23 protein-coding genes and 1 pseudogene are annotated in these 21,567 nt (G+C 61.9%); 6 read left to right on the top strand and 18 right to left on the bottom strand.

Going from position 1 to position 21,567, the window contains the following annotated elements; all coding sequences use genetic code 11:
- Nucleotides 1–58: 58 nt before the first annotated feature.
- Both ACXAEK_RS01650 and ACXAEK_RS01645 read right to left on the bottom strand, forming a co-directional pair.
- Nucleotides 59–1,354 carry a D-serine ammonia-lyase gene (locus tag ACXAEK_RS01650; protein WP_475039449.1) on the bottom strand — a complete coding sequence of 432 codons (1,296 nt, stop codon included), beginning with the start codon at nucleotides 1,352–1,354 and terminating at the stop codon, nucleotides 59–61.
- A gap of 170 nt (nucleotides 1,355–1,524) precedes the next feature.
- Complete coding sequence (locus ACXAEK_RS01645) at nucleotides 1,525–2,790, bottom strand: serine hydroxymethyltransferase (protein WP_475039448.1); 1,266 nt, start codon at nucleotides 2,788–2,790, stop codon at nucleotides 1,525–1,527.
- 111 nt (nucleotides 2,791–2,901) lie between these two features.
- Between ACXAEK_RS01645 and ACXAEK_RS01640 the strand changes: the two genes are divergently transcribed.
- Nucleotides 2,902–3,807 (top strand): LysR substrate-binding domain-containing protein, encoded by a 906-nt coding sequence (locus tag ACXAEK_RS01640; protein WP_475039447.1) that lies wholly within the window; start codon nucleotides 2,902–2,904, stop codon nucleotides 3,805–3,807.
- Between the two features lie 438 nt (nucleotides 3,808–4,245).
- On the opposite strand, the gene ACXAEK_RS01635 is transcribed toward ACXAEK_RS01640, so the two are convergent.
- Genes ACXAEK_RS01635 through ACXAEK_RS01625 form a run of 3 tightly spaced genes read right to left on the bottom strand, consistent with a single transcriptional unit; the run spans nucleotide 4,246 to nucleotide 6,035 of the window.
- Nucleotides 4,246–4,851 carry a transmembrane anchor protein gene (locus ACXAEK_RS01635; protein WP_475039446.1) on the bottom strand — a complete coding sequence of 202 codons (606 nt, stop codon included), beginning with the start codon at nucleotides 4,849–4,851 and terminating at the stop codon, nucleotides 4,246–4,248.
- Nucleotides 4,852–4,868: 17 nt separating this feature from the next.
- Nucleotides 4,869–5,591 carry a HupE/UreJ family protein gene (locus ACXAEK_RS01630; protein WP_475039444.1) on the bottom strand — a complete coding sequence of 241 codons (723 nt, stop codon included), beginning with the start codon at nucleotides 5,589–5,591 and terminating at the stop codon, nucleotides 4,869–4,871.
- Nucleotides 5,592–5,630: 39 nt separating this feature from the next.
- Nucleotides 5,631–6,035, bottom strand: coding sequence for a hypothetical protein (locus tag ACXAEK_RS01625; protein WP_475039442.1), 405 nt, complete (start codon nucleotides 6,033–6,035; stop codon nucleotides 5,631–5,633).
- A 36-nt stretch (nucleotides 6,036–6,071) separates the two neighbouring features.
- On the opposite strand from ACXAEK_RS01625, the gene ACXAEK_RS01620 reads away from it, so the two are divergent.
- From ACXAEK_RS01620 to ACXAEK_RS01610, 3 genes are read left to right on the top strand one after another with little or no spacing between them, the layout of a single operon-like run.
- Nucleotides 6,072–6,332: a metal-sensing transcriptional repressor gene (locus ACXAEK_RS01620; protein WP_475039440.1), complete on the top strand. Its 261-nt coding sequence runs from the start codon at nucleotides 6,072–6,074 to the stop codon at nucleotides 6,330–6,332.
- A 7-nt stretch (nucleotides 6,333–6,339) separates the two neighbouring features.
- Entirely contained in the window at nucleotides 6,340–7,665 is a 1,326-nt protein-coding gene (locus ACXAEK_RS01615; RefSeq protein ID WP_475039438.1) for an MFS transporter, read from the top strand.
- 1 nt (nucleotide 7,666) lies between these two features.
- On the top strand, nucleotides 7,667–8,095 hold the full coding sequence (locus ACXAEK_RS01610) for a YqaA family protein (RefSeq protein ID WP_475039436.1): 429 nt from the start codon (nucleotides 7,667–7,669) through the stop codon (nucleotides 8,093–8,095).
- Nucleotides 8,096–8,284: 189 nt separating this feature from the next.
- Here ACXAEK_RS01610 and ACXAEK_RS01605 read toward each other — a convergent pair whose 3' ends face one another.
- From ACXAEK_RS01605 to ACXAEK_RS01555, 11 genes and pseudogenes are all read right to left on the bottom strand, one after another.
- Nucleotides 8,285–9,298, bottom strand: coding sequence for an alpha/beta fold hydrolase (locus ACXAEK_RS01605; RefSeq protein ID WP_475039434.1), 1,014 nt, complete (start codon nucleotides 9,296–9,298; stop codon nucleotides 8,285–8,287).
- Nucleotides 9,299–9,362: 64 nt separating this feature from the next.
- Nucleotides 9,363–11,015: a BCCT family transporter gene (locus tag ACXAEK_RS01600; RefSeq protein ID WP_475039432.1), complete on the bottom strand. Its 1,653-nt coding sequence runs from the start codon at nucleotides 11,013–11,015 to the stop codon at nucleotides 9,363–9,365.
- A gap of 110 nt (nucleotides 11,016–11,125) precedes the next feature.
- On the bottom strand, nucleotides 11,126–11,677 hold the full coding sequence (locus tag ACXAEK_RS01595; protein ID WP_475039430.1) for an ABC transporter ATP-binding protein: 552 nt from the start codon (nucleotides 11,675–11,677) through the stop codon (nucleotides 11,126–11,128).
- Between the two features lie 76 nt (nucleotides 11,678–11,753).
- Nucleotides 11,754–11,924: pseudogene (locus ACXAEK_RS01590) on the bottom strand (ATP-binding cassette domain-containing protein); the annotation flags it as partial.
- Nucleotides 11,925–11,960: 36 nt separating this feature from the next.
- Nucleotides 11,961–13,016: an ABC transporter substrate-binding protein gene (locus tag ACXAEK_RS01585; RefSeq protein ID WP_475039428.1), complete on the bottom strand. Its 1,056-nt coding sequence runs from the start codon at nucleotides 13,014–13,016 to the stop codon at nucleotides 11,961–11,963.
- A gap of 70 nt (nucleotides 13,017–13,086) precedes the next feature.
- Nucleotides 13,087–13,932 carry an ABC transporter permease gene (locus ACXAEK_RS01580; RefSeq protein ID WP_475039426.1) on the bottom strand — a complete coding sequence of 282 codons (846 nt, stop codon included), beginning with the start codon at nucleotides 13,930–13,932 and terminating at the stop codon, nucleotides 13,087–13,089.
- A gap of 24 nt (nucleotides 13,933–13,956) precedes the next feature.
- Complete coding sequence (locus tag ACXAEK_RS01575; RefSeq protein WP_475039424.1) at nucleotides 13,957–15,399, bottom strand: glutamine synthetase family protein; 1,443 nt, start codon at nucleotides 15,397–15,399, stop codon at nucleotides 13,957–13,959.
- A gap of 163 nt (nucleotides 15,400–15,562) precedes the next feature.
- Nucleotides 15,563–15,961, bottom strand: a complete 399-nt coding sequence (locus tag ACXAEK_RS01570; RefSeq protein WP_475039422.1) for a cupin domain-containing protein — start codon at nucleotides 15,959–15,961, stop codon at nucleotides 15,563–15,565.
- Nucleotides 15,962–15,964: 3 nt separating this feature from the next.
- The gene (gene gloA / locus ACXAEK_RS01565; protein ID WP_475039421.1) at nucleotides 15,965–16,402 is read right to left on the bottom strand and encodes a lactoylglutathione lyase; all 438 of its coding nucleotides are present in this window, start codon (nucleotides 16,400–16,402) and stop codon (nucleotides 15,965–15,967) included.
- Nucleotides 16,403–16,421: 19 nt separating this feature from the next.
- A complete protein-coding gene (locus tag ACXAEK_RS01560; RefSeq protein ID WP_475039419.1) occupies nucleotides 16,422–17,525 on the bottom strand; it encodes an aromatic ring-hydroxylating oxygenase subunit alpha in 1,104 nt (367 codons plus the stop codon).
- Between the two features lie 79 nt (nucleotides 17,526–17,604).
- Nucleotides 17,605–17,901, bottom strand: a complete 297-nt coding sequence (locus ACXAEK_RS01555) for a hypothetical protein (protein WP_475039418.1) — start codon at nucleotides 17,899–17,901, stop codon at nucleotides 17,605–17,607.
- A 69-nt stretch (nucleotides 17,902–17,970) separates the two neighbouring features.
- Here ACXAEK_RS01555 and ACXAEK_RS01550 point away from each other — a divergent pair, with 69 nt between their 5' ends.
- Entirely contained in the window at nucleotides 17,971–18,489 is a 519-nt protein-coding gene (locus ACXAEK_RS01550) for an Lrp/AsnC family transcriptional regulator (protein ID WP_475039416.1), read from the top strand.
- Nucleotides 18,490–18,728: 239 nt separating this feature from the next.
- The gene (locus tag ACXAEK_RS01545) at nucleotides 18,729–19,646 is read left to right on the top strand and encodes an MYG1 family protein (protein WP_475039415.1); all 918 of its coding nucleotides are present in this window, start codon (nucleotides 18,729–18,731) and stop codon (nucleotides 19,644–19,646) included.
- Nucleotides 19,647–19,990: 344 nt separating this feature from the next.
- On the opposite strand, the gene ACXAEK_RS01540 is transcribed toward ACXAEK_RS01545, so the two are convergent.
- Complete coding sequence (locus tag ACXAEK_RS01540) at nucleotides 19,991–20,161, bottom strand: hypothetical protein (protein ID WP_475039414.1); 171 nt, start codon at nucleotides 20,159–20,161, stop codon at nucleotides 19,991–19,993.
- Nucleotides 20,162–20,229: 68 nt separating this feature from the next.
- Nucleotides 20,230–21,555, bottom strand: a complete 1,326-nt coding sequence (locus ACXAEK_RS01535; RefSeq protein ID WP_475039412.1) for an HlyD family type I secretion periplasmic adaptor subunit — start codon at nucleotides 21,553–21,555, stop codon at nucleotides 20,230–20,232.
- Nucleotides 21,556–21,567: the final 12 nt, after the last annotated feature.

Raw genomic sequence — 21,567 nt, 5'->3', positions numbered from 1 at the left:
GAGCACGTCATGCAGATGCCAACCCAGGCGCGTAAGTTGCGTTACACCGGGGCGGCTGTCAGACAAGCAGAACCCGGCCCCGCTGCAAGAAACCCTGGTATTCGCTCTTGGGTACCAGACACCCGCCTGTGGCCCACATCACATGAGTGCCTTGCCCTGCGGGGGGCACTAGCCCGTGCTGCGCCAAGTAGCCTTGGCCTTCCGCAGTTGAAAACAGCATCTGCGGCCCCCCAAGGCAAGCTGCCGCCGAGGGTTCCAGCTGCAGCCCGGCATGGTCCTGCGCCAGCGCAAGCCAGCGGAACAGGTCATCGTCGGCCACCGTATAGACTCCGCTCAGCAGCGGCCGCATGACTTGGGCCACAAACTGACTCACCTCGGCCACCGCCATGCCGTCAGCTTCGGTCTTGTTGGTGAGGCCCGCGTCATAGACATTGACCACCTTCTCCAGCCCCGAAGCCAGCTGCACCAGCGCGCAAGGCGATTGGACCGGCTCGGCAAAGAAGCAGTGGGCATGGTCGCCGAACACCTGTTTCAGACCGTAAGCCACGCCACCCGGTGCGCCGCCGATGCCGCAGGGCAGATAGAGGAACAGCGGATGCTCTGCGTCCACTGTGATGCTTCGTTCTGCCAGTTGATCACGCAGTTCAGCGGCGGCGGCGGAATAGCCAAAGAACAGCAGCTCCGAGCGCTCGTCATCTACGAAATAGATCGAGGGATCCGCCTCCGCCTGCTGCCGGGCTGAGGCCACCGCGGTGCCGTAATCCGCCTGATGCTGCACCACCTCAACCCCATGGCGGCGCAGGCGCTCGACCTTCCAGGGTTTGGCATCCGCCGACATATGCACCACCGCACGGAAACCAAGCGCCCGGGCGGCGATCCCAACACTCAATCCCAGATTGCCGGTCGAGCCTACCGCCACCGTGTAGCTGCCGAAACGATCACGAACGGTCCCGGACGCCAGCGCTTCCGGTGCGGCATCCGGTGCAACCAGCCCCAGCTCCCGTGCAAGTGACAATCCATGCAGGAAGACTTCGTAAACACCGCCGCGCGCCTTGACCGAACCAGCAACCGGCAAGGCATGGTCGCCCTTTATAAAATACCGCCCGGCGCCGTGCCCCATGGCCACGGCCAGATCCGCCGATTCGATGAGGTCCGAGGCAATCACGCCGCCGCTTTGCTCCAGTTCAGCAAAGCAATGCTGCAGCAGCGGGGCCAGCGCGCGCCAATTGGCTTCGGCTTCCGCCACTTGTTCTGGCCGCACCGGCACCTGTGCTGACGCAACAGGGCCCGCCACGGGGTTGATCCACATCAGCGGCTGCAGCGATTGCAGACGGCGCAGCAGGGTTTCATCCATATCCTTGTCCTCTTGATTGCAGGCACAATGCCTGGATTCGCCGCAGCCGCCACCTGGAAATGCGCCGGGCAGGAAACGTGTTTGCGGCAGGAAAAAGCCCCGCCGCGAAATGGAGCGCGGCGGGGCCGGGTCAGCAGGCCGTGGCTGGCCTGCCGGGGAGAACGCGGGCGTCAGCCGCGGTAGACTGGGAAAGCGGCGCAGAGCCCGGCCACTTGCGCGGCACAGTGCGCCACGGCGGCATCCGTATCCCCGGCCGCCTCTGCTTCCACCAGGTCCGCGATCATTTCACCCAGCGCCTCGAACTCCGCCTCCTTCATGCCGCGGGTGGTTGCGGCTCCGGCGCCGAGCCGCAGGCCGACCCACTCGGGCGGGCGCGGGCTGTCGTTCGGGATGGCGTTTTTGTTGGCGGTGATGTTGGCTTTATCCAGCACCGCCTCTGCACGTTTGCCGGTGATGCCCTTGGGGCTGAGGTCGACCAGCACCAGGTGGGTGTCGGTGCCGCCGGAGACGATCCGCAGGCCGCGCTTTTGCAGGGTGGTTGCCAGCGTGGCCGCATTGGCCTTCACCTGCGCTGCATAGGCCTTGAACCCATCCGTCAGCGCTTCGCCCAGGCAGACCGCCTTGGCCGCCAGCACCTGACTGTGGATCGAGCCCTGGACACCCGGGAACACCGCCGACTGGAGCTTTTTGAACCATTCCTCGTTGTTGGTGAGGATCAGGCCGCCGCGGGGGCCGCGCAGGGTCTTGGTGGTGGTGCAGGTGACGATATCCGCATGCGGGAACGGCGATGCATGTTCACCGGCGGCAACCAGGCCCGCGATATGCGCCATGTCGACGTGGAACCAAGCGCCCACCTTCCTGGCAATCGCCCCCATGCGCTCGAAATCAATTGCCCGCGGATAGGCTGAGCCGCCGGTGATGATCAGCTTGGGCCGGATCTTTTCGGCTTGGCGTTCCAGCGCGTCATAGTCGATGACTTCGCTCTCTGCATCGACACCATAGTGGTGCGGCTCAAACCAGCGGCCCGAGAGATTGGCTTTCAGGCCGTGGCTCAGGTGGCCGCCCGCAGCCAGATCCAGTGACAGCACCTTGTCGCCGGGCTTCAGCAGCAGAAAGAACACCGCCAGGTTGGCCTGCGAACCGGAGTGCGGCTGCACATTGGCATAATCGCAGCCGAACAGCTGCTTGGCGCGGCTGATGGCAGCCTCTTCCACCACGTCGACAAAACGGCCGCCGCCGTGGAAGCGGTTGCCCGGGTAGCCTTCCAGCGTCTTGTTGGTCATCTCGTGGCCAAGCGCATCCAGCACCGCGCGGCTGACGATGTTTTCAGAGGCAATGAGCTCGATCTGATCCTGCTGACGGGACTTCTCGCCAGCCAGGGCTTCGGCCACCAGCGGATCGGCGGCGGCGACGGTTTGGGTGAAATGCTGCGACATGAGGGCTCCTCCGCATCACATGTGGAACTGCCCAAAGGATGCGGTTTCAGGCCTGTTCACAGCAAATCAGTATTGCTATTATTTTGGCGTAGAAAAACTCAGGCTTAGATCATGGCGCTTGCCCCCATCCGCCCCAAAGGGCCGCATCTGAATGCGTTGCGCGCCTTTGAGGCCGCCGCCCGGCTGGGTAGCTTCACCGCTGCGGCGGATGAACTGTCGGTCACCCCCGGTGCGGTGACCCAGCATATCAAGTCTTTGGAAGCCTGGGCCGAGGCGCCCTTGTTCTACCGCAATGCCCGCGGAGTGGTGCTGACACCGCTGGCAGAGGAACTGCTGCCGGGGTTCACTGCGGCCTTTGACCAGCTTGGCCTGGCGGTGCAGGCGCTGCGCACCAAGGCCGCGCCGGGCAAGATCAAGGTTGCGGCACTGCCGTCGATTGCCCAGCTGTGGCTGCCGCCGCGTCTTGGCCGGCTGCGCAAGGCCGCACCGGAGATTGCGGTGTCAGTCGTGGCGATGGAGACCCCGCCGAATCTCACGCGCGAACCCTTTGACCTGACATTGTTCTACAGCGCCAGCCCGTTGCGCGCCGATGAAACGGAAGTTTCAAAAGACAGGATCTTCCCGGTTTGCGCGCCGGAGATTGCCGCCCGCCTTAGCACGCTAGCCGATCTGAACAATGAGACGCTGCTGCATGACGGCGCCTGGGCCAAAGACTGGGACATGTGGCTCAGCGCCCAGCCCGATGGCAGCGCCGTCACCCGCAGTGGCACTGTGCATTCGCTGTTTGCCGTCGCCCTGGAAGAAGCGCGCCATGGCGGCGGTGTCCTGATCGCGCATGAGGCCCTGGTGCAGCCGCTGCTGGAAAGCGGCGAGCTGGTGCGCCCGTTTCCAGCGGGCCTGGAGCTGCCCGCCAGGATTGTTGCAAGAACCGCCCCGGCCTTTGCCCGTTCCCCCATTTTCAGCCAGGTTCAGACCTTCTTGCTGGGAGCTGTCCAGGCACCTGCAAGCGACCGTTGATCAGCCCGGCCGCGGTTTTGGCGGCCGCTGCGGAAGTCAGGCTTGCCTTCAGTGGTCCGGAGTTCCGCAAGATCGATGTGAACGAAGCAAATCGGATTGCGTGCGTGCCCTCCTGGCAGATTTGTTGTGCAAATCGCCTGCCGGCAGCATTACGTGGCGCATCCATGGCCTAACTGTCCCGTAGGGCATCCTTCCATTCCATCGAATGGATCGCACCATCCATCCATGGGATCAAACACCTAGGTCTTGAAAAAGCTGCCTGCGCGCCTCCGGTCCACGTCAGGATAGCTGTTGCTCTATGGCAGAACGTAGTTTCGCGGCAAACAACGCACCCTGTGCGCGCACTTCCCGCGGCCCTTGAAGGCGACGCTGACAATTTGCTGAGACGTGCGGCAAGGCCGCCATCCGCGATTTTGGGGCGAATGGCGGCGCAGATGCTTAGTAGGTCTGTTTGATACCGCTGTATGCGCCGCGCAGGCGGACAGTAACAGTGACGTCGTTGCTGGTGCGGTTGCGCCAGAACCAGCCGTGGTTGCCAGTGAACTCTGCCTTCAAAACGCCGGTTGCACCCGGCACGCCGCGGCCTTTCTCGTAGGAAATCGAATTGCCGCCGCCGTCGCCGTGCAGGTCGTAGTTCACCACGCCCTCGGAAACTGACCAGTCAAAAACCGCTTCCGCGTCCTTGTCCATCACCAGCTTCCACTCAACGCCCTGGCCGGGGGTGAGGGTGAAGGAAAACTCATCCTTCCAGGCCGGGGCCTCTTGCGCCTGGGCGCTGGAGGCGAAGAGGCTCATGAAGCCGCCGGACGGCTGCAGCCCGGCCTGCTGGTCGGCTTCGGCCTCTTCGGCAAGCTGGTTTTTGATCTCGCCCATTTCGGTCAGGCCCAGCAGGCGGCCGATGCCGGTGGGGTCGATGGCGTATTCCGAGGGCAGCACCACGGTGATCAGGATCGCTGCAGCCGAGGCGGCGGCGATCACGGTGGATTTTACCAGTTTTTCCGGGGTGGGCAGGTCTTCGGCTTTGGGTTTGTCTGCGTTGTACATGTTTGAATTTCCTATGATCAGAGGGAGAGGGCGAGGCCGGTCAGCTGATATCCCATCAGCACAAAGCCAGCCGTCATCATCACGACATTTGCGGTATAGGCGTGGCGCCAGAAGCTGTCGGAGCGGCGCCACCAGCTCATCCCGATCAGGATGGCCGAAAGCGCCAGCACCTGGCCGATTTCGACGCCGGCGTTGAAGGCCAGGAGGTTGACCAAGAGCCCGTCGGGGGCGATGTCGTAGTCGAGGATCTTGGTCGCCAGCCCCAGCCCGTGGAAGAAGCCGAAGATCAGCGTTGCGGCTTTGGTATTTGGCTGCACCCCGAACCAGTGCTTGAAAGCGCCGAGGTTGTCGAGCGCCTTGTAGACCACCGAAAGCCCGATGATGGCGTCGATCAGAAAGGCGTTGACGTGCCAGCCGAACCAGACGCCAAGCAGCATCGTGGTGGAATGGCCGAGTGCAAACAGGCTCACGTAGATTGCCACGTGGTTCATCCGGTAGAGGAAGAAAACCACGCCGAAGAGGAACAGGATATGGTCGTAGCCAGTGACCATATGCTTGGCGCCGAGATACATGAAGGGGATCAGCTTCACCCCCCAGATCTCCTGGATATAGCCGGCATCGCCGGGAGTGACGTTATGGGCAGCCGCCATTGTGGCGCTGAAGATCAGCACCAGAGCCGCCAGCAGGACAGGACCCGGGCGCGCATGGCGCTTGGGCCTGCCGAAAGGGGCAGAGTTCATTGATATTCTCCGTTGGTTTGGATGTGTTCTGAGGGTTGGTCAGGACATCCAGACGCGCGGAGGCCGCTTGTTGAGAAAAACGGGACCCGGGCGCCATGACGGCCCGGCGGCAGAGACCGCCGCTTCGGGGATATCCGGCGCTTCGGAGAAGGCGCCGCGGACAAGCAGCACCGGGCTGTGGTCATGATCGGCAACGTCATGGCTGTGGCCATGCAGAGCCCAGGCGAGATCTTTTTCGAACCCGTGGCTATGGCCATGGGATTCGATGATCTCCCCATGGTCCTGGATTGCAGCAAGCGCATCCGGGATGTGGGACCTGACTGGCAAGAAAGACCAGCACACAAAGCACAGGCAGAGGAGAGCGGCCAGGCCCCGCTGCACCAATCCCGTCCATTTTCCGGCAATTCGCGCCTGTGCCATGTCCCTGCCTTTGGCTCTTGCCATCTTGCTTTATCCTCCCTGGGAGGATAGCTCGTTCTTATGATGGAAATACACCGACATGCAAGCCACCCCAAGCTCTCCGCGCGGCTGAAACGTGCCGAAGGCCATTTGAGATCTGTCATCGGCATGATTGATGACGGGCGCCCCTGTCTCGACATCGCGCAGCAGCTTCAGGCGGTGGAGAAAGCCATCCGCAACGCCAAGCAGGTGCTGATCCATGACCACATGGATCACTGCCTGGACGGGGAAAACTCCGAAACCGACCGGGCCGAACTCAAGGCCATCTCACGCTATCTTTGAGGCAACCATGCTGGACGTTTTGTCTGACCGCACCTACCGGCACCTCTTCCTGGCCCAGCTTGTGGCACTTCTGGGAACGGGCCTTGCGACTGTCGCACTCGGGCTGCTGGCCTACGATTTGGCGGGCGACAGCGCTGCGATTGTGCTGGGCACGGTCTTCACCATCAAGATGGTGGCCTATGTGGGGATTGCCCCGGTTGCGGGTGCCTTTGCGGACCGGGTGAACCGCCGCCGCCTGCTTGTCGTGCTTGACCTGGTGCGGGCGGGGGCGGCGCTGGCTTTGCCCTTCGTGTCCGAGGTCTGGCAGGTCTATGTGCTGATCTTCCTGCTCCAGTCTGCCTCGGCGGCCTTCACGCCGACGTTCCAGGCTACCATCCCCGATGTGCTTCCCGACGAGGCGCGCTACACCCGCGCGCTTTCGCTCTCCCGGCTTGCCTACGATCTGGAAAACATCATCAGCCCGACAATGGCGGCGCTGCTGCTGGCGCTGATGAGCTACAATACGCTGTTCCTGGGCACTGCGGCGGGCTTTGTCGCTTCCGCGCTTCTGGTGGTTTCAGTGATGCTGCCGAGCCCGCAGGCCGCGCAGCCGCGGGGAATTTATGACCGTACCACGCGCGGAATACGCATCTATCTGGCTACCCCGCGCCTGCGCGGCCTGCTTGCGCTCAACCTTGCGGTTTCGGCGGCCGGGGCGATGGTGCTGGTCAACTCGGTCGTGCTGGTGCGCGGTTTGCTCGGCCTGCCGGAAAGCGCGCTGGCCTGGACGATGTTCGCATTCGGGGCGGGCTCCATGGCGGCGGCGCTGCTGCTGCCGAGGCTTCTGGACCGGGTGCCTGACCGCCCTGTCATGCTGTCGGGTGCTTGGCTCATGATCCTTTCGTTGCTGGGGCTCGCTGTGGTCACTGCCGCATCAGGCCTGCACTGGGGGGCTCTGCTTTCCGCCTGGCTGCTTGCGGGCTTCGGGTATTCCGCAGTGCTGACCCCTTCAGGCCGGCTGCTGAAACGTTCTGCGCACCCCGAGGACAGGCCAGCGGTGTTTGCCGCGCAGTTCGCCCTGTCGCATGCCTGCTGGCTTGTCACCTATCCGCTTTCCGGCTGGCTGATGACACAGTTCGGCGCCATCCCCGCGCTGGTGGTCCTGGCCGCGTTGGCTGGAACAGGGATCGTGGCCTGCCTGGTGCAGTGGCCAGGCGGAACAGCCGGGGAAATAGAGCATACCCACGACGATCTGCCGCCTGATCATCCGCACCTGCGGAAGCACGGAACCAGCGGCCACAAGCACGAGATTATCATAGACGATCTGCACCGCAGCTGGCCCATGCGCTCCTGATATGCCCACCTTAGCCGGTCTATTCGCGGCGGCCTTTGTGGCCGCAACGCTCTTGCCTGCACAGTCAGAGGCCGTGCTGGCTGGAATGCTGATCGGCAGCAGCCACCCGGCTTGGCTGCTTCTGGGGGTGGCAACGGCTGGAAATGTCCTGGGTTCAATCGTCAACTGGGCGGCGGGGCGGTATCTCATGCATTTCTCGGACCGACGCTGGTTCCCGGTTTCGCCTAAGCGGCTGGATCAGGCTTCGGCGTGGTATGGAAAATGGGGCCGCTGGAGTTTTTTCGGGTCCTGGGTGCCCGTGATTGGAGATCCGCTGACGCTGGCCGCGGGGATCTTGCGTGAACCGCTTTGGCGCTTTGCGCTTATCGTGACCATTGCGAAAGGCGGAAGGTATCTTGCTGTTGCGGCTGTTGCGTTTTCCGCAACCTGACACCTACCGGCTCCGTATCCAGGTTTGTCTTTGACCGGAACATCGGCCGCACCCTGTTCCGGCTGCGGTTTTGAAAGCGGTCAGCAGCCAGGCGTGAGGCACCCGTTTCCGGAACCTTGCCGATGTGCACGCTGACCGGGACTGGCGGCTGCCGCCAAGGGCGGATTAAGGGTGCTTGCGGTTGCGAGGCTAGTTGCTCAGCAACTCTTGGATATTGGCATCCAGTCGCGCGGTAAAGCCTGCGTCATTGCCCGGATTGGCGGCGCAATGGCCCCAGGGGGAGTTATAGGGGCGGAAGATGGCGTTGGGCATATGGCGGGCCTCAAGCTCGTTATCTGCGGGCGGGAAGTAGAGGTCTTGGGTGCAGGGCATCAGGATGGCGCGGGCCTTGATGGCTTTCAATGCGGCTTCGAAATTGCCGTTGTAGAGTGGCCCGGCAGAGATGTCGCCGGCCTGCCAGGTGGCGAGCTTGGACAGCAGGTTGTTGGCGTCCCAGCCCTGCACGTGGTCCTGCTCCCAGTCCTGCAGCAGGTCCTCGATGGTTTCAAACCCCAGCTGACGGTAAAGGTGCGCGCGGTAGAAGGTTTGCGAAAACGCCCAGCCGGCATAGACCCGGCCAAAGGCCTTGAGGCCTGCCTCGGGCGGGGTGGTGTAGTTGCCGTCCTGCCAGGTTTGGTCGGCGCAGAGGGCGGATTTGACACCTTCGAGGAAGACGAAATTGTGCGGCGAGGTTTTGGCCGAGGCGCAAAACGGCAGGATCGCCTGCACCATGTCCGGGTATTGCGCCGCCCATTGGTAAGACTGGCAGCCGGCCATGGACCAGCCTGCAACCAATGCGATTTGTTCGATGCCCAGGTGATCATGGATCAGCCTGTGCTGGGCGGCGATGTTGTCCCACATCTGCACCAGCGGAAAGCGCGGGCCGTCTTGCGGCGCAGGGGTGTTCGACGGCGAGGAGGAGCGCCCGTTGCCAAACAGGTTGGGGCTGACGATGAAGTGCTTTGCCGGGTCGATGGCGCGGCCGGCGCCGAAGAAGCCCTCGTTGCGGGAATTGGTGCCGGTGTAGAAGGTGGGCAGCACGATGACGTTGTCGTGCGCGGGCGACAGGGTGCCATAGGTCTGATAGGCGAGCTTGGCGTCTTTCAGGACGTCGCCTGACAGAAGCGGGAAGTCACCCAAGGCAAGAATTTCATAGTCCGGCATTTTGAGGCTCTTCTTTCATGAAAATGGGATGCGCCCCGGCCTGTTCCCAAGCCGGGGCAGGGTTTTATTCGGCAGGGCTGCTTGCGTCCTCGCCGTGGCGCGCCCGCATGCCGTCGCGGATCACCGCCTTGAACAGGGCGATTCCCATCAGCGCCATCACCACTGAAAACGGCAGCGCACCGATGATCATGGCGGTGTTGATGGCACCCAGGCCGCCTGCCGCCAGCAGGGTGCCGATCACCAGCGTCAGGGCGGCGCCCCAGACGATGATGTGGATCTTGGGTTTCTGCTGGGCGTCGCCGCCGGCCGCGATGGTGTTGATGATCAGCACCGCCGAGTCTGCCGAGGTCACCAGATAGGTGAGCAGCAGCACCACGATGACGGCGGTCATCAGCAGCGCGAGGCCGGAGGGCAGCATGTGGTTGATCATCGCAAACAGCTGCGAGGAGAGGCCCGCGCCGGTGATCGTGCCGCCTGCATCGCCGTTTAGGGTCAGGTCGATGGCGGTGCCGCCGACAAAGGTGAACCAGACAAAGCACATCAGCGACGGCACGATCATCGCGCCCAGAACGTACTCGCGGAAGGTCCGCCCGCGGGAGATGCGGGCCAGGAACAGGCCGACAAAGGGCGCGAAGGCGATCCACCAGGCCCAGTAGAAGATGGTCCAGCCGCCCTGCCAGCCGGCCAGTTGCGTTGCAACGCTGTCCGCCACGCCGTCACCTTTCCAGACGGTGACCGCCATGGCCGGGAAGCTGATCAGATAGTCCCAGAGGCCGATGAACAGGCTTTTCAGCGCAAAGGCGGTGGAGCCGAAGATCAGGAAGAACGCGAGCAGGAAGAAGGACAGCCCCATGTTGATGTTGGAGAGCCACTTGATCCCCTTGCCGACGCCTGAGAGCGCGGAGAGGGTGGAGGCCAGCATCACGATCCCCAACGCGACGATCATGGCGGTGATGGTGGGGGTGCCCTCGGCGTCCATCATCCATTCGGCGCCGGTGATGTTGAAGATGCCGGAGGCAAACTGCGAGACGCCATAGCCCAGCGTCACCGAGACACCGAGGATAGTGGCAATCACCGAAACGATGTCGATCGCATGGCCCAGCGGGCCGGAGAGCGCATTGCCGAACAGCGGCGTCAGGCCGGAGCGGATGGTCAAAGGCAGCCCGCGCGAATAGCTGAAGAAGCCGAGTGTCAGGCCGACAATCGCGTAGCAGCCCCAGGCGGAGAAGCCCCAGTGCATGAAGGACCATTTGTAGGCGGAGCGCACGCTGCCGGCGGTGGAGCCTTCGGCCTGGCCCTGGATCACATCCGGGTTGGTGGCAAAGTGGTAGATCGGTTCAGCGGTGGCATAGGTCAGCATGCCGATCCCGATCCCGGCACCGAACATCATGGAAAACCAGGAGAAATTGGAGAACTCCGGCTTTTCATCCGCAGTGCCCAATTTTAGCCGGCCGGTGGCAGGCCAGGCTGCCAGCGCGACGCAGACCACGATGTAGAACGCCATCACATACATGTACCAGCTGCCGGTATTGGCATCGATGGCGCCGCGGATGCTTTTGAGCACCGCGCCCGCCTGATCCGGCCAGACCGCGGCCCAGAGGATCAAGAGGCCGATGGCGATCTTGGAGCCGAGGGCGACCATCCTGTTGAACCCGCGGTAGAACCCCTCGTCATGGGTGTCTATGTGCAGATCCGTCATCGGTGGCTTTATTGGCATGTGTCTTTCCTTCCTGTCGGGAGTTTTGGTGCCTTGCGTTTGCCGCAAGTGCGGTTTTGCGGCCCGTTCGGGCCTGCGGAATGCGTGAAGTCCCTATTTCACGGATGGGTTCAGGCGTCCTCTTCCTGTTTGGCCTCATTGCGCATCAGCTGCATGATTTCGCGCTCGCACTCGGGGTAGCCTTCAAGCTCGACCAGATCCTCCTTGCTGCGGATCTCTTTGCCCTTCTTGAAATTCAGTTCGAGGATGGTCTTGAGGCGGCCCGGATGGGACGAGAGGAAGACGATGCGGTCGGCGAGAAAGATCGCCTCCTGAATGTCGTGAGTGACCAGCAAGATGGTGGTTTGCGTCGTGCGCATGATGTCCAGCAGCATTTCCTGCATGTGCCAGCGGGTTTCGGCATCCAGCGCGCCGTAGGGTTCATCCATCAGCAGGATTTCCGGCGCATTGGCCAGGGTGCGGGCGATGGCCACCCGCTGTTTCATGCCGCCCGACAGGGTCTTGGGGTAGGCGTCGCGGAATTTCGTCAGATGCACCAGATCGATGTAATGCAGCGCGCGCTCGCGGCGTTCCGCCTTGGGGATGCCGTTCAGCTTCATGCCGTATTCGACGTTTTCCAGCACCGTCAGCCAGGGAAACGACGTGTAGCTTTGAAACACCATGCCGCGCTCGCGCGCAGGGCCGTGGATCGCGCAGGCCCTCCAGGCTGAGGCTGCCGCTGGTGGGGGTGTGGAGGCCCGCCACGATGTTCAGAAGCGTGGACTTGCCGCAGCCCGAGGGCCCCAGCAGCACGCAGAGCTCGTTGCGGGCCACCGAGAAGGACACATCGCGCAAGGCCTCGACCCCGCCGCCGCGTGTGGGGAATGTCTTGCAGACATTCTGGACGGATAGAATGGTGCTGGATTGCATGATGCGCCCCTCTTTGCTGGTTCGGTCCAGGGTGAGTCAGCCGCGGTAGCCGCTGTCATAAAGCTCCTTGTGCAGGCTGCATTCGACACCGGTTTCAGGCGCCTTGACCTCCTGGATCAGGCCGAACTTGACCCACCATTCGCTGACCAGGTTCCAATGGTCCGACATCTGGCCGTTGGTCTGTTCAAACGGCGGGTTGCCCGGGGCCGCGCCGCAAAATTGCGCCGCTTCGATGAAGTCGTAGACATATAGGCCCCCGTCCAGCGAAGTGCCGTCCTTGCCCAGCACCAGTTCGACGTCGGCGATGCTCATCCCCATGCCCTTGGCGATGATCTCGTTGCCCTCGGCTGGGTTCTGCTTCCACCAGGCAATGGCGTCATACATGGCCTGCATGGTCTTCAGGGCCACATCGCGGCGGTCGTTGATCAGGGCGTTGCTCATGTAGTGGCCGTCCGCGACAACGGCGTTCTTCAGCCAGAAGGGTTCGTCCGACTGGGTCAGGATGCTCGAACCTTCCAGCGCTTTCAGCGTGTTGGTGCCGTAGGGTTCCCAGAACTCTGAGGCCGCCACGCCGCCGCCGATCATGGCAGCAAAGGCATCGTCGGCGATGATGTTGCGGTAGACGACGGAGTCATAGGCGGCGCCGTTCTGCTCCAGCCACATGGCGACATAGATTTGCGCCAGGCCGCCTTCGAGCACGGCAACCTCTTTGCCGGCCAAGTCGGCGGCGCTTTCGATACCGGGGCCAGCAACAACCTTGTCGGTGCCGTTCGAGAGGTTGCCAAAGGCCACGAGCTTGACCGGCAGGCCGCGCTCGACCCCTACGGGGGTGAATTCAGCGGTGGAGGAGACCACATCCAGCTGGCCGGCGGCAACCAGATTGAAGCTTTCATAGGGGTCTTCGATGGTCTGGTACTGGATGTCCAGATCCGGGGCGAGGCCCTTTTCCGCCGCGATGTGCCAGAAGCCGTAGCCCGGCCAGGTGAAGCCCGCGATCTTGACGTTTTCTGCGGCCCATACGGGGGCGGCGGCGCCTGCCAGTGCGAGGGCTGCAATGCAGCCACTGGCGGATTTCAGCAGTTTCTTGGTCATCGTCACGATACCTCCCTTGCGACGTCGATTTGTTATTTGGCTTGTTGTTCTCGGGTTCTGCTCCGGCTCCTCAGGAATATTCGTCGAGATACTGGAACGCGCGGCGGTGCAGCGCCCGCAGCAGGTAGTCGAAGACCAGCCCCAGCAGGCCGATTACCAGGATGCCGGCCATGATCTGATCCACATGCAGGAAACGTTTGGCGCGCATCATCATGGCGCCGATGCCGGCGTCGGCGGCGGTGATCTCGGCGATCACCAGATAGGTCCAGCTGACCGCCAGCATCTGGCGCATGGCGATCACGATGTTGGGCAGGGCGGCGGGGACCACCACCGTGCGCAGCACCTGCCAGCGGGAGCCGCCCAAGGTCACGGATGTATTGATCAGATCCTTCGGCACCGCCTTGGTGTGGTCGGCGATCAGGGTGATCAGGAACCAGATCACGCCGATGAACAGCAGTGCCAGTTTTTGCGCATCGCCCGCCCCGAACCACATCAGCAACAGGGGAATGAAGGAAGGGGCGGGCAGGTAGCGCCAAGCCGAAACGAAGGGGGAGAAAAACGCTTCGACCGACTTGAACGCGCCCATCAGGATGCCAAGCGGCACCGCCACGGCGCAGGCCAGAGCAAAGCTGAACATCACCCGCCAGACACTGACTAGCACATCACCAAGGAAACCGTTCTCAGCAAACAGCGTGTAAAGCGCTGTCAGGACCTTGCCAGGCCCTGGCAGCAGGATTGCGGGCATCACGCCGGACCAGGCGGCGATCTGCCAGATGGCAAAGAACAGGACCCAGACCGCCACCCCAAGGGTGAGGCGCCAGGATGCGGGGATGTCCGATTTGAATTCGAAAATCCGCAGTTTCGGGCGCGTGTCCTTGGCCCGGGTTGCTGGTATCGTCCGAAGGGCCTGGGTCATGGGTCTGTCCTTTGCTGGGTCGCTTTAGTAGAGGCGCAGGTATTCCTGCACTTCCCAGTCGGTGACCGACTGGTGGTAACGCTCCCATTCGTCGTTCTTGTATTCGAGGAACGATTTGCGCATCACCGGGCCCATCACATGTTCGGCCATCTCGTCATGGCGCAGCGCCTCAATGGCGTTGAACAGGGTGCGGGGCAGGCGGCGGATGCCCAGTTCGGTGAGCTCGGCCTCGGTTTTCGAGTAGAGGTCGAAATCAGTGGGCTTGCCCGGGTCGATCTTTTTCTTGATGCCCTTCAGCGCGCAGCTGAGATGCATCGCCATCGCCAGGTAGACGTTCATGGTCATGTCGCAGGCGCGGTTTTCGATGCAGTGGCGGCTTTGCGGCAGGCGGAACTGGGCCGAGCGGTTGTTGAAGCCGTAGGTGATGTTGGTCGGTGCCCAGGTGACAGTGCCACCTTCAAAGCCGCCCACACGCGGCACCAGGCCGTTGTAGGAGTTCACGGTCGGGCAGGTGATCGCGGTGATCGCCTCGGCGTGCTGCATCAGGCCGCCCACGGCCCAGCGGCTTTCGTCGGACCAGTCGCTGCCATCTGCGGTTTCAAAGATGTTCTCGCCAGGGCGGCTGTCGTGCTGCATCGACATGTTGATATGCGCGCCGGAGCGCCAGTCGCCCACGGTCGGCTTCGGCATGAAGGTCACAAACATGCCGTGCTTCTTGGCCACTTCCTTGAGCGTGATGCGCAGGAAGGCCAGCCGGTCGGACATCTCCAGCATGTTGGTATAGTGGAAATCCAGCTCGAACTGGGAATAGGCGCCTTCGGCCACCACGTCATGCAGGTTCCAGCCCAGGTCCTCGATGATGTCGATCATGTCCTTGAGGAAAGGCATGGAGTCGATGGAGTATTCCACGTCATAGCCAAAGGCCTGGCGGCGCGGGCTGATCGCCTTGCCCAGATCGTCGTCGAAGGCTTTCACCGGCAGGCCGTTTTCATCGTATTTCATTACGATGAATTCAGGCTCAACCCCGGCATAGCCGGTATAGCCTTCCAGCTTGGCCTCATGCATGGCGCGCTTCAGCGCCTGGCGCGAACAGACGTTGTAAGGTGCGTCTTCCCAGTAGAGATCGGAGAAGATGATCGCCATCGAATTGTCCCAGGGGCAGACATAGACGGCGTCGAGATCCGGCACCACCACCTGGTCGCTGTCGGCGGGGCTGAGCTCCGGCACGAAGGAGATCGAATGCACCGCGAACTGCGGGCCCTTGCCCAGGCAGAGCGGCTCAAAATCGCTCATCGGCACCGGTTTGGTTTTGGGGATGCCGTGCAGGTCGATCCAGGCGGCCATCACGTATTTGACGCCGGCCGCTTCCAGGCGTTCGCGCACTTCGGGGATGCGCGGGCGGTTGCGCTCCACAGCGTCGTGGAAGCTTTCGTAGTAGATCTTCTCTTCGGGATTGGCCTTCAGCATCGTTGTTCCTCCCTTGGAAAGGCAATCGTTTTCTGTTCGCTGCCCGCGGCCGGTCAGCGTTGTTTTGGTTTTGTTTTCTGCAGTAGCCTGGCGGAAAAAAAGGGGTGGGCAGCCCGTCGCCCGGGGTCAGACTAGGGCGCCCAGTCACCAGGAGTTGCGTGTGTTAGCCCGGAACGAAGTCCGAGGGATCAATGCCCGGTACCTCGGTGATCCCGGCCAGCTGTTTCCAATTATGCGGATAGGCGGCGTAGAAGATCACGCATTTGCCGTCCGCCTCGTAAGAGATATGGTTGTCCTTGGGCACAAACAGCACGTCGCCGCGGTTGCAGATGTATTCCTTGCCGTCGCAGACCAGGCGGAATGTGCCCTCCAGGCAGTAGATGATCTCGTCGCAGGTCAGGTCCCACGGCACCTTGATGTTGTTCAGCACATTGATGCCGCCGCACATGGACTTGCTGAATTCACTGGTGACCATCGGCTTGATGTAGGTGTCGCTGTCGCCCATGGAGTCATAGCGCTCCTGGACCAGGTCGAATTTGAAGAGTTGAGGTGCGTCGCCCATGGGTTAGTTCCCCTCGCTGGCAAGGTGTTTCAGGATGCTCTCGTTCAGTTCGACCTTGTAGCCGTCCGGGTCCTCGCAAAAGGCAATAACCCGGGTGCCGTTCTTCATCGGCCCCGGCGGGCGGGTGATCTTGACGCCCGCCGCGGCCAGCTGCTCGCAGGCGGCATAGACGTCCGGGGTCTCAATGCAGATGTGGCCCCAGCCGTTGCCCTTGTCGTAAGGCGCTTCCTGGTCCCAGTTGGCGGTGAGTTCCAGGGTCGGGAACTCTGCCTCCGGGCCGTAGCCGATAAAGGTGTTGGTGAATTTGCCTTCGGGGTAGTCGGTGCGGCGCAGCACCTCCATGCCCAGAATTCCGCAGTAGAATTCCAGCGATTTCTCCATGTCCATCACCCGCATCATCGTGTGGGCCAGGCGGAAACCCTTGGAAATGGGTTTGCTCATTTGTCTTGTTCCTTGTTTTTCACTGTTGGGCCGGGGCACTGGCCAGGTCGCGTTCGATCAGGTCCTGGAAGGCGCGGACACTGTCCTCCCAGGCGGGCGACAGCAGGCCGCCGCCGGCTGCAACCGGGGATTTGCGGCCCTCGTACATGCGCTCGACCATCTCGTGGTCTTCCTTGTGGACGTCCCACCAGAGGTCCTTGAGGCCCTGAACTTCCTCGGCGGTCAGCTGCTGGCCTTCGGTGGTGTAGAGCGCGCGGTACTGGCGCATCTTGCCGGGGCCGATGGGGACATTCAGGTAAACCCCCAGCTGGTCGGGGAAATACCGGCCCAGGATGAAGTTGGGATAAAGCGTCAGGTAGCGGGAGCTGACGCCGAGGCTGCCGGAAGTGCCGATCTCCTCTTTCAGGTCCACGGCGCTGCCAATGCAGTTGCCGTCGGTGATGGTGTAGTGATCCTCCAGCGGCTGGTCGGTGGTCGAGGAATGCACGAACTGGACATGGTAGGGCTCGATGAAGTTCTCCATGATCAGTTTCCAGTTGGTGCCGATCTCGCCGAAATCGAGCAGCCCGACAGGTTCCAGCTTGCCGTAGTCGATACCTTCCAGGCGGCTGATCAAAGGCGCGGCATAGTCTTCGAACTCAGGCGCTGTGCCGTCCAGGTTGACGAAGATCCAGTCGTGCCAGACATGGGTGCGGACCGGCTTCAGGCGGTGCTCCTTGAGGTCAAAGCCGTCAAATTCCTGCTTGCCGGTGCCGGCGAAGTGCGGCGCTGCGCGCAGGCGGCCTTCCAGGTCGTAGGCCCAGGCGTGGTAGGGGCAGCGAATGAGCTTGCCCACATTCTTGGGCTTGTCGACCAAGGTCATGCAGCGGTGCAGGCAGACGTTGTGAAACACTTGGATGCTGCCGTCCTGGGCGCGCACCGTCAGCAGTGGCAGGCCTGCGCAGCTGACCGGATTGGCGTCGCCCGGATTGGCGATCTGATGCGCAAACCCAATAAACACCCAATTCTGTGACAGGACCGTCCGGCATTCCTGCTGCCAGATGTCTTCGCTGCGGTAGGCGTCTGCAGTCAGGCCATGCTGCGGCCCGCCGGCTACCCGCGTTTTTTCTTCGGCAATTGTCATTCGTCCTCCCTTCGACACTGCCACATGCTGCACGCCCTTGGGGGTGTGTGCATGGAAACTGTCCCTGTGCCGGCTGCCCCTATTGGGATTTGCGCCATTCGCAGGGATTGAACATCATGCTTGCGAAAATCGTATGCTTTGGCAACAGTTTTTTACGATTTTCGTTACATTGCGGAATTTTCAGGCAAGAATCAGGAGAATGCTGTTCAGAAAACGCCATGAGGGTGCGAAATTCGCATGGGGTGGCCATGTTGCAGCCGGGAATCGCAATGTATAGCAAGGGAAAAAGCCGGATTTCGTGCCTGCCGCCGGGATTGCTTGGTGTGGCAGGGTAAACCGCGGGTGTCTGGACCTCCGGCTGCTTGTATTTCTGCATGAGTGGTTTGCGGATTCCGCTGTGGGTGCCTATGATCGGCTGCGGATACAGTAACCGGGCAGCAGGCAGATGGCAGGCAAGCAGCAATCATCGGCGCGCAGCAAGCGCGCCAGTCAAAGCATCCGCTCTCCAGGGGATGATTTGAACCAGCAGATCATCCGGCTGCTGCAGCAGGACGGGCGGATGGCCTTTTCGGAAATTGCCCAAAAACTGGACGTCTCCGAAGGCACCATCCGCAACCGGGTGAGCGGCCTGAGGGAAAACAACATGCTGCGAATCGTGGCGATGTCGGACCCGGTGGCCACGGAATACACCACCGATGCGATGATCGGGCTGAACGTGGCGGCCGGTGTTACCCCGCGGCAGGTGGCAGAACGGCTGGAGAGTGATCCGCGTGTTGTTTTCATACTTTGGGTCGCGGGACGCTATGACCTGATTGTCGAGCTGGTCAGCGATGACGCCGATGCGCTGAAAGCGTTTCTGGAGCATGAAATCCACGCCAGCGACGATATCGCCAAGGCGGATGTTATGTTTGGTTTGAAGAACTTTAAGAACCAATTCCTGCTGAAGCGGGATGTGAAGGACTGAGGTTAGGCTGCCGTTTGCGGTTGCCCGTAAATTGGGTTCACAGCGGTACAAAAAGGGAAGGTGGCGGTGCGCCTGCCATATTTAGCTCCAAAGACCTCCGTCCGGGCCTGAGCACTAGCTGCTGCAACCGGTGTTTCTTCGCACATAGCATTTCGGCCTTCCATCTGGCAGGGGTGCCCGGGTAGGAGAGCGCAGCGCAGGCCGCCGGTCTGCAGATCGTTTCAGCCACAGGGGGTCAAATGACCGTTCAGCACCTTGTCACCCATTCCGGCGGATTTCATGCGGATGAACTGCTGTCGACTGTGATCCTCAGCCGGTTGTACCCCGCGGCAAAGCTGGTCCGAAGCCGGGCGCAGGAGTGGATCACGCCGGTGCCGGACAAAGTCATCTATGATGTGGGCCGCGGCTATGATGCCAGGGCCGGGATCTTTGACCATCACCAGCGTCCCAATCCGCTGCGGGGGGACGGCCTGCCCTACAGCTCCTTCGGGTTGATCTGGAAGCATTTCGGCCACGCCTATCTGCGTGACCTGGAGGTGCCGGAGCAGGATCTGGAGGAAGTCCACGGCAGCATAGACCGCAGCTTTGTTCTGCCGGTCGACCTGATGGACAACGGGGCGCTGGAGCCATCCGCGGCGGGGCCTTTGACAGCGCTGACTTTGCCGGTGCTGCTGGAAAGCCTGAAACCGGTCTTTGACGACCGCAGCCCGGAAGCGGAGGACCAGGCCTTTGCCGCGGCACTGCCGGTGGCGCGCGCCTTTGTCGAGGCTGCGGTCAAGGGCCAGGCGGCCAAGCTCCGGGCAGAGGCGGTCGTTATAGCTGCCATCGAGGCGGCCGGGCGGTCGCACATCCTGGAACTGCCGGCGGGGATGCCTTTCCGTACAGCCATCGAGAAGGCCGGTGCGGCACATCTTCTGTTTGTCATTCACCCGCGCGGCAGCGACTGGGCGCTGACCACGATCCGTAAGAGCGGCGACACTTTCGAAAGCCGTGCTGATCTGCCGGCGGCTTGGGCTGGTTTGACGGATGCCGCCCTGGAAAAGGTTTCCGGCGTGCAGGGGGCCAAGTTCTGCCATAATGCCCGCTTTATCGCTGTCGCTGAGACACGCGAGGCGATCATTGCGATGGCCAGGTTGGCGGTGGAGGACTGCAGCTGACAGGCTGTCCGGCTTCGTGCCAATGAGGCACAACCTTGCATCCCATTCGACTCTCATCGGCACGGCGCAAAAATATGTTCTTAATCAACTTTTTGCTGCTTTCTATTCTGCTCGCTGAGGCAAAAGCAAGCCTTCCCTTAGCCAAGAAAAGGGCCCGCGAATGCGAACCCTTTGTGCGGCTTTCGGTTTAGCCGCATCTGCTATGGCTTGCTGATTACCTCTAGGCGCTTCGCCCGATCGGCGATGTTCCGGTAGTCTGGCGCTGTGAAAATTGATAGGGCTTTGGGGAGACTGGGGCCCTTCTTGAACGCTTTCTAGATCATCTCGAGCGTGGCGATTTCCTTTCAGCGCCTCCGGCACAACTCGAATGCCCCAATCATGAGCTCAATGACCAGTGCCCGGCGTGAGCAACATTCAAAGCCCATCCGCTCCAGGAAGCCGACATTCACTACCGCCTCGACATCCATCTCAGCAAGTTCGGCATTAGCATAAACAAGTTTGTTCAGCTCGATCATGTCAGGGCCTTGGCCGGATCAGGAGGAAAGCCGCCTTTCCGCTAAGATCAGGTTTGCGGTCGTGGTGATTAGCGTTCCCGGAAGGCGCGCCCAATCGGCTCGGTTATGGGCGAAAGCACATAGTCAAGCACGGTACGTTCGCCAGTCCGGATCGCTGCATTGACTTCCATTCCGGCAGTCAAGCGGCGGCTTAGGGCCGCTCCTGGCGCTTTGTCATCTGCAAAGGAAATCCGCACCTCGAAGTAAGCCTCTTTGCGGTCATTGAGGCGTGAGTTTGGCGAGATTTCGAACACCTCACCCGCTTGCACGCCATACCGCCTGGGATCAAAAGTCGTCGACTTCAGTTCAACCGGATCACCCACCGCCACATGGCCGATGTCCTCCGGCCGGATTTCCACTTCGGCGATCAGGCGGTCCTGGGTTGGCAAAATCTCGGCAATCGGCTCACCTGGGGCAATGACCTCGCCCGGTCCGGTGACATGCAGCTTTTGAACAATTCCCGGCACCGTTGCCAGAATCGTCAGCCTCTGTTGCCGTGCAGCGTTGTCTGCCAGGGCTTGGGCGACCAATGCCAGAGCCTCTTCCTCTGCCTCCAGTTCCGACAGCAGGCTGTCCTTGATCCCCGCGACAAATTCCTGTTCTTGGCGGCGGGCCTCGTGCAGGTTGCGCTCGCCATCTGCCAGCGCAGCGAAGGCGCGCAAACGATCGCCTTCGATCTCCAGGGTCTGAGCACGCAGACGGCTCAGCGCGGTGGTGCTGAGCAGCCCCTTGCGGTGCAGGGTGCTTGCGGCAGATTGCTCGATTGCAAAGGCTTCTTCCCGGCGGCGCGCATTGTCGAGGATTTGCTTACGGATTCCCAGCGCCCGCTCCAGCTCCTGAACTCTGGCCTGATGGCGGACACGGCTGGCCTCAAACGCATCAAGCTGCACCAGCAGCCTGTGCCCCGGTTCCAATTGGCCACGGGCTGCGCTCGCGGATAAGGTGCCGCTGATCACCGCCACAACTGCCTGCAAGCGGACCGTGTCCCGCTTCAAGGCAGTTTCCCGCAGGGACAGCTGCCCCTGTTCTTCTGTCAGCAAGCGTGCCGAAAGGCGGGCGACCGGAGCGCCCGCCTCCAGGAAGTCGCCTTCGCGCACAAGGATTTCGGCCAGAACACCGCCATCGGGATGTTCTACCGGGCGGGCGTTCGACGAAGGTACGATACGCCCCTTGGCATAGGTCATTTCAGGCAATTCCGCATGCCAGGCCCAAACCGCCGCCGCGAGCAGCGCAGCCATCAATATCCGCGCCACCTGGCGGGCCGTGCCTGTGACTGGCGTGTGGATGACATTCAGTCCACGCTTTTTCGCCTCATCCAGGCTTGGTGTCCAAAAGGCTGTTGACCTCTGTTCCATCTCGCGTTCTCC

It is taken from the genome of Leisingera sp. ABM4_101 (assembly GCF_056158725.1).
This window is presented reverse-complemented; position numbering and strand designations above follow the sequence as displayed.